Here is a 14,025-nt window from a genome sequence, read left to right as displayed (position 1 = left end):
AATAGGGAGTCAGCAATATGTTCTGTGGATTCAATCAATAGGAATGAACTCTAGCTTGAATTTTCAACCGGGTCAAATTGTGGGATTAAATCATCTCAACCGTTGTCTATATGCAGAAGTCATTCAAGTTGTCGAATTTCGGGCTGTGTGTTGGGTGCGACCCTTAATGTTAATTCAAGGGTTATCTGATGAGCATCTCGATTATGATTTAGCTGATCTCAATACCCTCGAACCTATAACTTTGTACGATTTACGCCAAAGTCCTGATTTAATTTGGCCGATGCAATTATTTAGATCCGCTTTAGATACGGAGGTGATTCCTTTTTTAGCACAGTTAGAATCTCCAGAGGTTAATTCCCCTGAGATTAAAAATGTCAATACTCGTTCGGCTCACCAACAATTGCGAGAGTTTATTCGTCAAGTTTGGCAAGCTTATCCTCATGTTTTTCAGTCTGTTGCTCACCCTGAAGTAGATGCTTAAGCCATTAAAGAATATTGTTGGCGATCGCTTTGGTCATTTTAACCCAGAATAAAAAATTTTATTTGTCAATATCAAACCATTGAAATTTTAACCTATTAATGACTAGAAATTAATCGAATGCGACCTGCATCCATTTCTTCCATTAACAGTTCTAATGCTTCATAATCCACATCTGAAATATAACCGATTCGGGTTAATTCAGTATTAATCGCATTTTCAATTTCAGGGGTTAAACATTTGAAATACAGGGCTTTTTCTACTAATTTCCGAATGAGATTTGTTGCTGGCATGGCAGGTACAGGTAACTCTGATAGACTCTATTGTCTGATGAATCTCCATTTTATCTTGTGATCGAATTCTCTAATTGCCCGTGATCCCTATCACTTGATTTACAGGAACTTTATTAACACTTATTTCGTCTGAATCCATCCATCTTTTGATAGATTTTTCAGTGTCTTGGGATAGATTATACTTAACATTCAATCGGAAAAATCAATCGATTTTTTGGCTTTCCCTCAAAACATTTTAACAAATTTCTGGATCAACATGAGTGTGTTAATTGTTACCCTTTTTTAAAAGAGTATAACCGTATTCTCGTCCCTATTTATCATAAAATCAGTCTGAACAGAGCTTGGGCTGAAGACTGAACTCTGGAAGTTAAGTTGACATTGATAGGGGTTGGTTGAGGTTAACTCCTAAGTTGCTGCTACAATAGGCAGATGAAAACGTCAGTCAAACGTTAAAAAATTGTCGTTTTATACAGGTGAGGTTGACCTTGGCAGTTACAGTAGAACAACTGATTACACCGGAAATTCACCAACCTGCACGTTATTTGGGTCAGGAGTTAGGCGCGAAACGTAAACCTTGGAACTCCGCCCTCGTGCGTTGGTCGTTAACTTATCCTGAAGTTTATGAGGTGGGTGTCTCTAACTTAGGCCATATTATTCTCTACAATATTTTAAATACCCAGCCTCGCCAATTATGCGATCGCGCCTATCTTCCCGCACCGGACTTAGCCCAAAAATTACGGGACACTCAAACCCCTTTATTTGCGGTGGAGTCTCGTCGTTCGTTAATCGATTTTGATATCTTAGGATTTAGCCTTAGCTACGAATTAGGGGCAACCAATATCCTAGAAATGTTAAATTTGGCTGGAATTCCTTTAACGTGGAAAGACCGACAAAATTATTCGGTTTGGGGAGATGAAACCGAGTCGAATCAACTCCATTATCCCTTAATTTTTGCGGGAGGACAAACGGCCACTTCTAACCCTGAACCCTACGCTGATTTTTTTGATTTTATTGCTTTAGGAGATGGGGAAGAATTATTACCAGAAATTGGATTAATTTTAGAAGAAGGTAAGAAAAATCAATTAAATCGAGAAGCGATTTTATTAGATTTAGCCCAAATTCCAGGGGTCTATGTTCCTCAATTTTATCAGATGACAGAAGCGGGTTCTGTTCATCCATTACGGGCTGATGTTCCGACTCGAATTTTAAGACGGGTTGCTCCACCGATGCCCGCCTATTCGATTAAATTTGTCCCTTATGTCCAAACGGTTCATGATCGATTAGTGATTGAAGTTCGACGAGGTTGTACAAGGGGTTGTCGCTTTTGTCAACCGGGAATGTTAACCCGTCCGGCGCGAGATGTGGAACCGGAAGCAGTGATTCAAACCGTTGAAAAAGGCATGAAAGAAACGGGTTATAATGAATTTTCGTTATTATCTTTGAGTTGTTCTGATTATTTATCTTTACCTTCGGTGGGAATGGAAATTAAAAACCGCCTCAAAGATTACAATGTTAATTTATCGTTACCCAGTCAACGAGTTGATCGCTTTGATGAAAATATTGCCAATATTATTGGGGGAACTCGACAAAGTGGGTTAACGTTTGCTCCAGAAGCGGGCACCCAACGGATGCGGGATATTATTAATAAAGGGTTAACCAATGACGAATTATTAAAGGGAGTTAAAACTGCCTTTGAACAAGGGTGGGATAAAATTAAACTCTATTTTATGATTGGTTTACCCGGAGAAACCGATGCCGATGTATTAGGAATTGCTGAAACCGTCGCTTGGTTACAACGAGAATGTTCTGCTCAAAATCGCAGAAAATTAAGCTTTAATTTAACGATTTCTAACTTTACGCCTAAACCTCATACCCCCTTTCAATGGCATTCTGTTTCAACGGCAGAATTTGAACGCAAACAACAATTATTAAGAAATGAATTTCGCCAGATGAGAGGGGTAAAAGCGAATTTTACCGATGTTAGAATATCAGCAATGGAGGATTTTGTTGGTCGAGGCGATCGCCGTTTAGGATCAGTGGTGCGCAGAGCGTGGGAACTCGGCGCTGGAATGGACTCCTGGTGGGAAAGTTTAGATCGGGCGTTTAATGCGTGGACACAAGCCATCGAAGAAGCGGGTTTGAGTTGGAAATATCGTCAAGTTGAAAACGGAGAATGGAATTTAATTCAGTTAGAAGGGAACAGGGAACAGGGAACAGGGAACAGGGAAGAAAAGGATTATGAACTATTATTAGATCAGCCGTTACCTTGGGATCATATTAATAGTGGGATTGAAAAAGATTGGTTGAAGGAAGATTTAAAACGAGCGTTAGAAGCGGCGACGGTTCCTGATTGTTCTTTTGAGGGGTGTTCCCATTGTGGAGTTTGTGGAACGGATTTTGGTCATAATATTGTGATTGAACCTCCAGTTATTCCGCAATTTTCTGGCGAATTTATTCCTAATTCTCAAAAAGTTCAACGGTTAAGGGTTTGGTTTGGCAAATTAGGAGATATGGCGTTAGTCGGTCATTTGGATTTATTAAAATTATTAGAACGGGCAGTTCGTCGAGCATTTCTTCCCATTGCCTTTAGTTCAGGATACCGTCCTAGTCCGCGAATTTCCATTGCTTATGCTTTACCATTAGGGGCAACCAGTAGCGGAGAAATCGTTGATTTTGAATTAACAGAATCGATGGATTTAGAAGAATTTCGTCAAACTTTAGCGACGGGTTTACCAGAGAATATTCCCCTTTATAACATTCAAGAAGTCCCGGTTAATTCTCCTTCTTTAACCGATGTTGTGAAACAAGCCGAATATTATTTAACCGTGAAGTGGAAATCAGAAACCGAAAGTTTACCTCAATGGGAAGAGTGGATTAATGCTATTAAAGCCACATCAGAAATTTTATGGGAAAAAACCACAAAATCAGGTCAAAAGAAAATCATCAATTTACGAAAACAGTTAAAGGAACTGGAGATGATTTCCGAGGAAGGGACAATACTGCGGTATGTTGGAAGTTGTCTCAATGATGGGACACAACTCCGCCCCGAACATATTATCGAGATGTTAGAACAAGTCACGCACCAAGAGTTTCAATTGTTGCACATCCATCGCCAGCAACTTTTAACTCCGGGTCAAGAAACTTCTAGCGACGGAGATAATTTGCATTTCGTTCAGTGTGATCAGAAAAATGGGTTTTAAACCCTGTCCTTCTAGGACGGCTTTATATTGGGTTGTCTATTGACATCCAATCGTGCTACTATTTTCGATAACAGGAAAGGTAAAAAACCTGTCTAAAAACCTAGTCGCCTAAAGGCAAAACGCGCTGAACCTTGACAATTGAATCTATAGGGTTCTACTGCACAGTTCTAGTTTCCCCCAGCAGTGGGTAAAAGATTCGTGGGTACTAGACAACCCGTTTTTTGAAACAAATTGGTTTCAAGTTAAAAAAGAACTCGCAGTTATGCGAATAGGGTAGGGCATATCCGAATTTACGCTTGGGGAGCATCCCACCTCTGGTTAAAGCGCTGTAAGGTACTTTGATTAAGTGGTTTCATTGAACCAAGAATCCTCACGCCTTCAGGCTAGGGAGTGTCAAAATACAATTCCATAATCCAAGTTTTGTGGTTTAGGGGGCGGGTTCGCCCAGATCTAGGCTACAAACCGAGAAGATTGCTAAACGATACCCCGGATTCAGCTAGGGTTGTCAGAATCAAAAAATTCCGGCTGACGCTAAAATAAACTTACTCAAAAATGTTCACCGAACAAAACTGGCTGCTATCCCTCAATGTTGAGGAAGAAGTAAACCAATGGGTGATCAGCTAATGCCAAAAGTCACCTTGATAGCTGACGAACGACAGTTGTATAAAACCTGATCCGGATTTAGAAGGATGGGAAAATATTGGACAACTCTTTGTCAATTGATCATCATTGAGATAGTCAAGAATCAAGGATTAAGAACGGTCAAGCTTGAAAACCTCTCTACTTTTAGCAGTAGCGTACCTGTCCCCAGCACGGTTGAGAAATCCAGAACCCTGAATGTGGCTGAAAATTTGGGAAATCAGGAAAAAGTAGCGAAGTCTCGTGCGGGAACATTCGCTTTCTTTGATACAACTAGGGGAACGGTTCTTCCAAGGTTAAGCCTGTAGAGGATGATGATCTTTGATTGCAATAGCCCAATTTGACCATAAAAGTTCGGCTGGTGTAGGTCTGAATACCAGAGTGAAGCTAACTCACCAAGAAGACGAGGTTTAACTCCAGTTATGGGTGAGAATCAAGGGATATGGTGTAGCTTAGACCGTGCGATCTAAGCTGGACGCTCTAAAATTTTGGGAAAGCGGATACGGCGTGCTGAGTCAGTAAGCGTGGGGAAACCCCTGTCAAACCCAAGTATCGTTTTAGACAGAACCTGATCAAAGCTAAGGAATAACAAATAACCTCCTTTTATTTCAGTTGCCCATAACAGTTAAAGACTGACTTTGGATAGATTTTAGCGATTGGATTAGGATGATTAACCGTTGATTTTTAACAATCACTGATGTCATTTTCTCCGGCTTTCTATCTCCGGTTTTTAGTCTTTCTAAGAGGTAACCCTTTGCATTAATAGATTTACTAATCACGTCAATATTGCTAAGTACACGCAACGTAGGTGCTTGCAATAAGACTCAGTTTTGAGGGATTTGAATGTCAAAACAAATTATTATCGCAGAACAACAACGAATTGCAGCAGTTTTTTCAGAAGATCAAATTCAAGAACTGGTTGTAGCGACCGGAAATCACCAAGTTAGTGATATTTATCTCGGTATCGTTGAAAATGTCTTACCAGGAATTGATGCTGCATTTGTCAATATTGGAGATCCTGAGCGCAATGGATTTATCCATGTTTCCGACTTAGGGCCATTACGCTTAAAACGAACATCGGGTTCTATCACCGAATTATTAACGCCCCAACAGAAAGTGCTGGTGCAAGTGATGAAAGAACCCACCGGAACCAAAGGCCCCAGGTTAACTGGAAATATATCCTTACCCGGACGATATCTGGTGTTAATGCCTTATGGTAGAGGGGTAAATTTATCGCGGCGCATTCGTTCAGAAACGGAACGAAATCGTTTAAGGGCTTTGGCCATTTTAATTAAACCTTCGGGGATGGGGTTATTAGTCCGCACCGAAGCCGAAGGCATGGCGGAAGATGCCATTTTAGAAGATTTAGAAAGTTTGCAAAAACAATGGGAAGTAATTCAACAAGAAGCTCATTCTTCCCGTCCTCCGGCTTTATTAAATCGAGATAATGACTTTATTCAACGGGTGCTGCGGGATATGTATAGCACCGAAGTGAACCGAATTGTGGTGGATAATAGTCCAGGGGTGAAGCGGGTCAAACAACATTTAATGAACTGGAGTGTGGGGAAAGCACCGCAGGGGGTGTTAATTGACCACCACCGGGAACGAATTCCGATTTTAGAGTATTTCCGAGTGAATGCGGCGATTCGAGAAGCCTTAAGACCCAGGGTAGATTTACCATCGGGGGGCTATATTATCATTGAACCAACGGAAGCGTTAACAGTGATTGATGTTAACTCTGGCTCCTTTACCCGTTCGGCAACCTCGCGGGAAACGGTGTTATGGACAAATTGTGAAGCCGCTACGGAAATTGCCCGTCAATTGAGGTTACGCAATATTGCTGGGGTGATTATTGTGGACTTTATTGATATGGATTCTCGACGAGATCAATTACAAGTCTTAGAACATTTTAATAAAGTCTTGAAAGCCGATAAAGCGCGACCCCAAATTGCTCAATTATCGGAATTAGGGTTAGTAGAATTAACTCGTAAACGTCAAGGCCAAAATATTTATGAATTGTTTGGACGCACCTGCGCCACCTGTGGCGGTTTAGGCCATACAGTTCATTTACCCGGAGAGATAGAATCAGAAATTGGTGAAATTTCCGCCGAACGAGTGGTTCTGACTAATAATCGGATTGTTGCGTCACCTGTCAGTAGTGAAACGCCAGAACGACCGAGTTTACGACCTGCTATTCCGGCTTATGACCAGGTGGGCGTCCGAGAAGAACCGGAAGTGGTTGAATTTGATGCGTCGAATAACTTCCAAGAATTAGAACTGCTGAACCATCCGAGTTATCAGGATATTGGCACCAGTAACGCCCGTCGGCGGCGGCGTCGAATTCGGGATATGGATTCCTTAACGCGAGATGAAGAAAGTCCCCGGACTTCCATACGGATGTCTCCGACGGTTCAATATGGAGCGGAGCCTCGTTCAGAGATCGGATTTAGTGAAGGGTTCTCAGGGCGAAGCGGATTTAGTGAACGTAGTCGTCCCACGAAATCCGATATTGTTAAACCTCCTGTAGAACCGCCGGAAGTGATTTCAGTGGAAATGACTCCCGAAGAACAAGAAGTTTATGCGCTGATGGGGATTTCTCCCTTGATGCTGTCCCATCAACAGGTGAAAAATCCACGTTCTGTGATTGTGACGGTTCGTTCTCCTGGGGAAGAGCCTGTTTCTCCTACATCCCTCATGGATGAAGATTCTGATGAACCTGAAACTCCAGCCATTACGATTGGGGTTCCAGAACGGATGATTCCTGAACGGATTATTTCAGAACGACCGATTTCTGAGCGAATTATTCCTGAACGGATTATTTCAGAACGACCGATTTCTGAGCGGATTATTCTCGAACGAGAAACTTCAGAGGTTGAAGAACCGGAACCCAGATCGGAATTTTCTCTGTTAGACATTGAAAGTGTCGAACTCCCAGAAGAAGAACCCTCGGACTCTGATCATGAACCCGGTGAACCCATTATTCGCCGTCGTCGCCGTCGGTCTTCTGCGGTCTCTGAATAACCAGCCAATTCACAGGGAGAACAGGGGTAGCTAGGGAAAAATGATGAATGGGTAGCCAACCTTTCAGGATGGAATCTGATATTCTATCCTTGAATGTTGGCTACAAATAATTGTTCGATGGCTAATCAGTTTTTCCCATCTCCTATTCGCTATTTTCCCTTCTGTTCCCAGTTAAGCTGTTCCCTGTTCTAAGAGTGCTATATATTATTTTTTAACTTCAATTATTTCTGTATCTCCGATTTCTTGATTCTGAATCATCAATATTTCATGATTGTTTCCCGTTAAACCGACTCGAATTTCATGGCGTCCGGGCGGTAATTCCGAAAGATAATACCAATTTCCATAAATTCGAGTTACTTTTTTGCCATTAATATAAAGATGGGCGTGTCCTTGTTGATAGGAATCGCTCACTTGATTGATGTTTTCAGGGGTTAATTGAAAATCGGTTAATTTTAATTCTAAATTCCATCCTTGTCGCGCATCAGGATGAACAATTAAATCGACCTTTGGAATCGGTTGACCTGGAGGAATTGCTATACTTTTATGGTCAGATGAAGAAGAATGGTGTTGTTGTTCATGAGCTTGGATAGGGGATACACTTAATCCTGTTATCCCGCTTAAGATCGTTCCTAAGAATAGAGAAAACCCAAGGATAAATGTTTGATTTTTGCGGATATTAAATTGACAGTTCATGAAATCAAGATTCCCTCAAAACAATTGTTTTTTGTATGATTGGGTCTTGATTTTTAAACCTCCTGTTTTTTTTGTCAAAAGACAGGTTGTAAAACTTATATGGAATCCTTTAATGTTTGCTATTACAAATGGTTTATCGGGTGGAGCATCACTTTTTCCTATCCCCTATTTTCCATTTTCTTGTCCCCTCTGTTCCCTGTTCCCAGTTAAGCTGTTCCCTAAATTAAGAATAATGAAAAGGAACTGTAATCCAAGGTAAACAGATACAGAACAGTAACATCCACATCCACCATCCCAAGGTTAAGGGTTCAGAATCTTCTGCTAAAATCGCATCAATTCGTTCTGCTAAACGACTACTGAGAATCGAACAACTAAACGAAAAATTGCTATAATTGGAAGAATAAAATGGGGCTTTGGCAAAATATAACAGGGATTCTGCTAAGATTAATGGATCAACTTCTTGCGTAGCATAACGATCGGCTCGAATTTCCCGTAATAATAGTAATTCTTGCCATAATTCTTCGGTATGAGGGAGCCAAACCGTTAAGGTTTTGAGCCAACTTAACACACCAAACCAAAATGTATCTCGATAGTTTAAATGGGCTTGTTCATGGGCAATAACGGCTTCTAAATGAATCTCATCTAAGCTTTCTAATAATCCTCGACTTACCACTAATTCGGGTTTCCAAAACCCAACTTGAGCACTGTAAGGAAAATCATCCTCTAAAATTCTGGCGGTTTTTCCGAGTACCATCTGTTGAGATAAACGCTCAATTTGGCATTGAGATTGCCATAATTGAGCGATTAGCTGAACAGCGATTAAGATTCCCCACGTGACAAACCCCAAAGCCAAAGAATAACTAAACCAACTGGCTTCAAGTCCTAACATTTCTCCAGATGTCCCCATCGATAAAACTGCTAATGCAGTCATGATTAAGACTAAGGGAGGACACACTAATAAAAATAGTGATTTTTGCCAACGTTGATGCCAATTTCCACTTTTTGGTAAGGGGATGAGTCGCAAACCAACCGCGCAACTTAGAGCCAATAAAATAATTATGAAGTGCATTATTGTTGTCCCTCCCGTTGCCGACGAATGGCATCAAGCCGTGAGGCAATCGCATCAATTTGTTCTAAACTTGCGGTATCTAAACTATCAGCAAAAGAAGCGACTAAATCGGGATTACCAATTGCTAAAAATCGATTTAAACGATCATAAGCTAAAATAGCTTGGGCTTGTTCACGAGTAACTAACGGTTGCCAATAAAAAGCACGTTCTTGTTTATTACAAGTTAACCAACCTTTATCGGTTAAACGACGTAAAACCGTTGTCACTGAAGTATAAGCTAGTTCTCGATTAGGGTCAGCTAAAATTCGTTCATGGACATCTTTAACGGTGGCTGTACCGAATTCCCAAACGATTTCTAAAATTTCAGTTTCTAACGGGCCGAGAGACAATTGGCGAGGACGATAATCTGGCAAAGGGGCCATAAGGAATGAATGATAAAAATACAACTTATTGGTTAGTGTAATAGATGATTTGAGAAGAAATCAAGCCTAGATGATTTTTTGATTTTGACGCAGAAACAGTACAACCTCTCACCCTTTAATTGATCCAAGAGTTTGAGAGGTTTAAAGGTATTAAAATTTGGGATTAATTGATATTACTTTGGCCAACCTTGATCGGCTTGGGACAACACATAAGTCGCAACATCATCAATTTGTTCTGGGTTTAAACGTCCTTTAAAGGCTGGCATTGCACCTTTTCCGTTTGTCACCTGGGCTTTGATTGCCTCAAGACTATACATTCCATATTTTTCGAGATCTGATTTTTTTAAGGTTTTTTGAGCATTGACTACATTTTTACCCCCCACATGACAAGAAGCACAATTTGCTGAAAATACTTTACCTCCCTTGCCAATATCTCCGGCTAACGCACTGGGAATAAAACTTAAAACAGCCACGGTCATGATTAATAAGGCTGAGATTAACTTTTTCATTATGATTCTCCTCTGAGGATATGAAATTCAATTCTTCTATCCTGCAAAACAGATTTCTCGTTGTCAAAAGACAGGTTGTCAAACTTCCGATTTAAAATTGTTGACATCTAGGCTGTGTAAGCTGCATACTACGACACAAATAAATATTAAAAATTATTAATTTAATCGCTTAATCTGGAGTGGGAGAAATTTGTTTCATGGCTTCAATATTAGCGGGTTTAATACTGGATTTTGCTTCTAAATCTTTAACTTGGTTTGATTTAATTTTTTCTAACCAATTCACTAAAATCGTTTCGACATCATCAATAATTTGTTCTTTATTTAATTCTATGCGTAACTCATCTACAAACTTTTGAGTTAATTGTTTTTGTAACTGCATGGCGATTAAATCAGGGGGTTTATTTTTACCCGATTCCAGGGATTTTTTAGGGTTTTCAGAAATAGCGATCGCTATTTTTTTTGCAACTTGATCAGCAACTTGTTTAGGAAGATAACGAACACCCGGAATTTTATGTAATCCTTTATAAATGGCAGACTGCTGAATCGATTGAGAAACTTGATAATGTAAATAGGCTTCTAATTCAGGATGAATACTGGGTAAAACCTGAGTAATTGTAAGTTCAACAATCCGATTAGGAATTCCTGGGGGAGATTGAGCTAGGTCTACAAAATCGAGGGATTGATAGGAGGAAGCAGGATTACCGATTAAATTTTTAATCGCCCCTTTTTTCACAAAAGATTGAACTTGATTAACACCTTGATTGACCAAAACCTGAATTAATTCTTGAGCGAAACTATAGATAAATTTTAATTTTAGATAATCAATGGTGGGCTGTAATCTTGGAAAATTAGCTCGATTCAAGTGATAAACGGCTGAAATAAACCGCAAAAACAATAATTTAGGAATTAATAAAAATAAATAATACCATAATTTTAAGATAGCCTCTCGTAATGTTAACTCAGGTTGACGACGACGAAGGGCATAGATCTCCATTAAAAATGTTAAGAAAAATATAGTAATCCAAGGTAAATCAATTAACCAAAATCGGTTAACAAATTCACCATCTATTCCGACTTGTCGAAAATAAAATGATTGCATTAACTCTTGAATTTCAGCTTCAAAAAATTGAAGTTCAGTTTCCCATCCATATTGTTCTAAATTTTCTAGGCTCCAAAAGGTGTTGAAGGCTTGTTTAGCCGAGCGATCTGACCAAATTAACTCCGGGGCTAAAAAATTTAAGAGTTTAATTTGATATAAGAATTTTAAGGTCGGTGTCAATCGAGTTGTAAATTGGGGATCTCGACTATAAATCCGATCAATAATTCGATATTTAATTTCTGTTAATTTTCCTAAATTATGTTGTAATTGTAAGCTATAATTACGGTCAATTATTTCGATACTAATTTGACGAATTTCTTGCAGTAAAGCCTGGGATTTAGGGTAATTTAATCCGTTATATTTTAAATTAACTTTTAATTCAGCAACTTTTCTTAAATAGTTTTGGCTGAGTCGATCCGGTTCAATGCCTTTAATTAGGTCATAGGTTAAACTGGGTTCATAAAAAATAATTAAAAATCGAATATTTTGATTAAAGAAAGTTAATTGTTTTTCCCATGTTTTTGGATTAAAAAAAACAGGACTCCAAAACAATTCTAACGCTTGTTTAAAATCATTAGCCTTCACCTGATTTTCAAAACGTTTTTTAATTTCAGCTAAGGTTCCATAGGAATTGAGAACCGGAAAGGGAGGATTATTAATAAATAGTTCTATACTGGATTTCTGAATCTGATCTAAGGCTAGTTTAACTTGCTGAGATTCAAAACCAAATTGATTAATGTTTTTTTCAAGTTGATCAACTTGTTGTAAATATTGATTTTGAGGTGTATTTTCAGATTGCTGTTGATGTTGATCAAGTTTTAAATAATCTTTACGAAATTTGATATAACTTAAGTCAAAAACAACTAAACAGAAATTAGCCGTAACAACCAATGCTAAAATTCGAGCCGTCAGTAGGGATAAACCCATGTAAGGTGGAGAAGATGAACTTGATAATTGCATGATTACAATGACCTATAATCAATAAAATGAACGCTGTTTTTTAATTTCATGAATTCCCAGTAATAAGGTTGCTACAATTAAAGGAAGAAGATAGTAAATTGCGCGATAAGCTAATAACGCTCCTAAAACCTCTGCTGGATTGGCTTCGGGGGAAACCAAGGTGAGAACAACGGTTTCAAAGACACCTAAGCCACCTGGAATACTACTAATCATACTAGCAGTCATTGCCAATAAATAAATGCTAAAACAACTGAGATAGGAGGACGTGCTACCTTCGGGTAATAATAAATATAAAACCCCACCCGCAGCCCCCCAATCAAATAATGCAAAAGCGATTAATGCTAAGGAAAGACCAACGGTTGGGAAATTTAATTCCCAGTCTCCCAGTTTTAAGGGTTGATGATTGAAACTACTCCATAATAAATAAAGACTAATGGTTAGGAGGAAGATAATTCCGATGGGACGAACAGAAACAAAGGGTAAATCTAAAATAGTGGGAATTTGTAAAGGAGTGAACAGGAAAATTAACCCACAAACACCAAATAATCCCAACCAAAACGTTAAGTTAGCAAACGCAATCACTTGAGCAATTACACCCGCAGGAACACGCCATCCTGAATAGATTCGATAGCGAAGAGCGCTACCTGTTAAGATGGATAATCCAATATTATTACTAATAGCATAACTAATAAATGCACCGTAGGCAATTTTGCCATAATGAAGGGGGAAACCAATATAACTAAAGGCTAAAATATCATAGCAGGTTGTCATTAAATAACTGATCAACATCAGGAAAATTGCACCTGACTGATGAGTTTTAGGAATATTCGATAAACTGGTCAAAACATCTTGAATAGAATATCGTTCTAGCTTGTGACTAATTGCCCAAATGGAGAGAGCAAATAGAAGAAAGCCGAGAAAAGATGGCCAAATTTTACGCAATCGATTCATCTCGGAGTATATCCATGAACTGAGGAATATCATAGTATTTAAAATCAAACAGGTATCAATTTGATCGCTTTTAGACAAAAGACAGAACCCTAGAGCTAAACATCCTGTTAGGCTCTAGGGAGGTAATGAAACTAAAAAATTAAGCTGATAAACCTTTACACCCGGATTTCCTCCCTATTTCCTATTCTATCTTTTCTGAATCTAATTGATCGCTGATCAACTTAACGGTTTATTTCAGGTCAGCTAAATAGTTTTGTAAGTCTTGAACTCTTTGCTGGGTCACTCTCGTTAAGCAAGTGGTTCGTAATAAAGGTTCAGCAGTTCCTCCCAACATTTGACTTGATTCAAACTGACAGGTTTTATCTCGAAAAGAAATCCAAGCGCGTTGAGCTTCAATTAAACGTTGTTTTCGTTGGGGTGATAATTGACTGATAAGTTGTTGATAAGTTTGATTCAGTTTTTTATCGGCGATTGCATATTGATCATCGGCGCATTTTCTCATTTCTAAGGTATTCCCATCCGGTTTACATTTAACATTTTGGCTAATCACGGTTGCGGGTTGTGCAAAACTCGAATTCATACTAACCGTAAAATTAGCGATAAAAGATCCTAGAAAAACAACTGATAATAATCGTTTCATGGTTCACAAAAAATTAGGTTAACAATAAAAATTGATCCTAAAAATTAAACA

At 39.0% G+C, this 14,025-nt stretch carries 11 protein-coding genes; 3 read left to right on the top strand and 8 right to left on the bottom strand.

Going from position 1 to position 14,025, the window contains the following annotated elements; translation table 11 throughout:
* The first annotated feature begins 43 nt into the window (after positions 1 to 43).
* A complete protein-coding gene (locus tag ACKPEB_RS08415; protein ID WP_408964437.1) occupies positions 44 to 481 on the top strand; it encodes a hypothetical protein in 438 nt (145 codons plus the stop codon).
* 95 nt (positions 482 to 576) lie between these two features.
* On the opposite strand, the gene ACKPEB_RS08410 is transcribed toward ACKPEB_RS08415, so the two are convergent.
* A complete protein-coding gene (locus ACKPEB_RS08410) occupies positions 577 to 771 on the bottom strand; it encodes a hypothetical protein (protein ID WP_408964436.1) in 195 nt (64 codons plus the stop codon).
* 485 nt (positions 772 to 1,256) lie between these two features.
* Here ACKPEB_RS08410 and ACKPEB_RS08405 point away from each other — a divergent pair, with 485 nt between their 5' ends.
* The gene (locus tag ACKPEB_RS08405; RefSeq protein WP_408964435.1) at positions 1,257 to 3,971 is read left to right on the top strand and encodes a TIGR03960 family B12-binding radical SAM protein; all 2,715 of its coding nucleotides are present in this window, start codon (positions 1,257 to 1,259) and stop codon (positions 3,969 to 3,971) included.
* A 1,482-nt stretch (positions 3,972 to 5,453) separates the two neighbouring features.
* Positions 5,454 to 7,631, top strand: coding sequence for an Rne/Rng family ribonuclease (locus ACKPEB_RS08400; protein ID WP_408964434.1), 2,178 nt, complete (start codon positions 5,454 to 5,456; stop codon positions 7,629 to 7,631).
* Between the two features lie 204 nt (positions 7,632 to 7,835).
* Here the strand turns inward: ACKPEB_RS08400 and ACKPEB_RS08395 are convergent, their stop codons facing one another.
* The 7 genes from ACKPEB_RS08395 to ACKPEB_RS08365 form a co-directional block, all read right to left on the bottom strand.
* Positions 7,836 to 8,324, bottom strand: coding sequence for a hypothetical protein (locus ACKPEB_RS08395; protein WP_408964433.1), 489 nt, complete (start codon positions 8,322 to 8,324; stop codon positions 7,836 to 7,838).
* A gap of 223 nt (positions 8,325 to 8,547) precedes the next feature.
* Positions 8,548 to 9,393 (bottom strand): M56 family metallopeptidase, encoded by an 846-nt coding sequence (locus tag ACKPEB_RS08390; RefSeq protein ID WP_408964432.1) that lies wholly within the window; start codon positions 9,391 to 9,393, stop codon positions 8,548 to 8,550.
* Complete coding sequence (locus ACKPEB_RS08385) at positions 9,393 to 9,815, bottom strand: BlaI/MecI/CopY family transcriptional regulator (RefSeq protein ID WP_408964431.1); 423 nt, start codon at positions 9,813 to 9,815, stop codon at positions 9,393 to 9,395. Before ACKPEB_RS08385 ends, ACKPEB_RS08390 begins: the two co-directional genes overlap by 1 nt.
* Before the next feature lie 173 nt (positions 9,816 to 9,988).
* The gene (petJ, locus tag ACKPEB_RS08380) at positions 9,989 to 10,324 is read right to left on the bottom strand and encodes a cytochrome c6 PetJ (protein WP_408964430.1); all 336 of its coding nucleotides are present in this window, start codon (positions 10,322 to 10,324) and stop codon (positions 9,989 to 9,991) included.
* A 169-nt stretch (positions 10,325 to 10,493) separates the two neighbouring features.
* Complete coding sequence (locus tag ACKPEB_RS08375) at positions 10,494 to 12,383, bottom strand: hypothetical protein (protein ID WP_408964429.1); 1,890 nt, start codon at positions 12,381 to 12,383, stop codon at positions 10,494 to 10,496.
* Positions 12,384 to 12,401: 18 nt separating this feature from the next.
* A complete protein-coding gene (locus tag ACKPEB_RS08370; protein ID WP_408964428.1) occupies positions 12,402 to 13,334 on the bottom strand; it encodes a lysylphosphatidylglycerol synthase domain-containing protein in 933 nt (310 codons plus the stop codon).
* 229 nt (positions 13,335 to 13,563) lie between these two features.
* Positions 13,564 to 13,974 carry a lysozyme inhibitor LprI family protein gene (locus tag ACKPEB_RS08365; protein ID WP_408964427.1) on the bottom strand — a complete coding sequence of 137 codons (411 nt, stop codon included), beginning with the start codon at positions 13,972 to 13,974 and terminating at the stop codon, positions 13,564 to 13,566.
* Positions 13,975 to 14,025: the final 51 nt, after the last annotated feature.

It is taken from the genome of Planktothrix sp. (assembly GCF_046067725.1).
Classification (GTDB): Bacteria; Cyanobacteriota; Cyanobacteriia; order Cyanobacteriales; family Microcoleaceae; genus Planktothrix.
This window is presented reverse-complemented; position numbering and strand designations above follow the sequence as displayed.

Bases quoted from the DNA above. Each gene is read 5' to 3' on its own strand.
- ACKPEB_RS08415 (WP_408964437.1), top strand. From the start codon at position 44: ATGAACTCTAGCTTGAATTTTCAACCGGGTCAAATTGTGGGATTAAAT.
- ACKPEB_RS08410 (WP_408964436.1), bottom strand. From the start codon at position 771: ATGCCAGCAACAAATCTCATTCGGAAATTAGTAGAAAAAGCCCTGTAT.
- ACKPEB_RS08400 (WP_408964434.1), top strand. From the start codon at position 5,454: ATGTCAAAACAAATTATTATCGCAGAACAACAACGAATTGCAGCAGTT.
- ACKPEB_RS08395 (WP_408964433.1), bottom strand. From the start codon at position 8,324: ATGAACTGTCAATTTAATATCCGCAAAAATCAAACATTTATCCTTGGG.
- ACKPEB_RS08390 (WP_408964432.1), bottom strand. From the start codon at position 9,393: ATGCACTTCATAATTATTTTATTGGCTCTAAGTTGCGCGGTTGGTTTG.
- ACKPEB_RS08385 (WP_408964431.1), bottom strand. From the start codon at position 9,815: ATGGCCCCTTTGCCAGATTATCGTCCTCGCCAATTGTCTCTCGGCCCG.
- petJ (WP_408964430.1), bottom strand. From the start codon at position 10,324: ATGAAAAAGTTAATCTCAGCCTTATTAATCATGACCGTGGCTGTTTTA.
- ACKPEB_RS08375 (WP_408964429.1), bottom strand. From the start codon at position 12,383: ATGCAATTATCAAGTTCATCTTCTCCACCTTACATGGGTTTATCCCTA.
- ACKPEB_RS08370 (WP_408964428.1), bottom strand. From the start codon at position 13,334: ATGAATCGATTGCGTAAAATTTGGCCATCTTTTCTCGGCTTTCTTCTA.
- ACKPEB_RS08365 (WP_408964427.1), bottom strand. From the start codon at position 13,974: ATGAAACGATTATTATCAGTTGTTTTTCTAGGATCTTTTATCGCTAAT.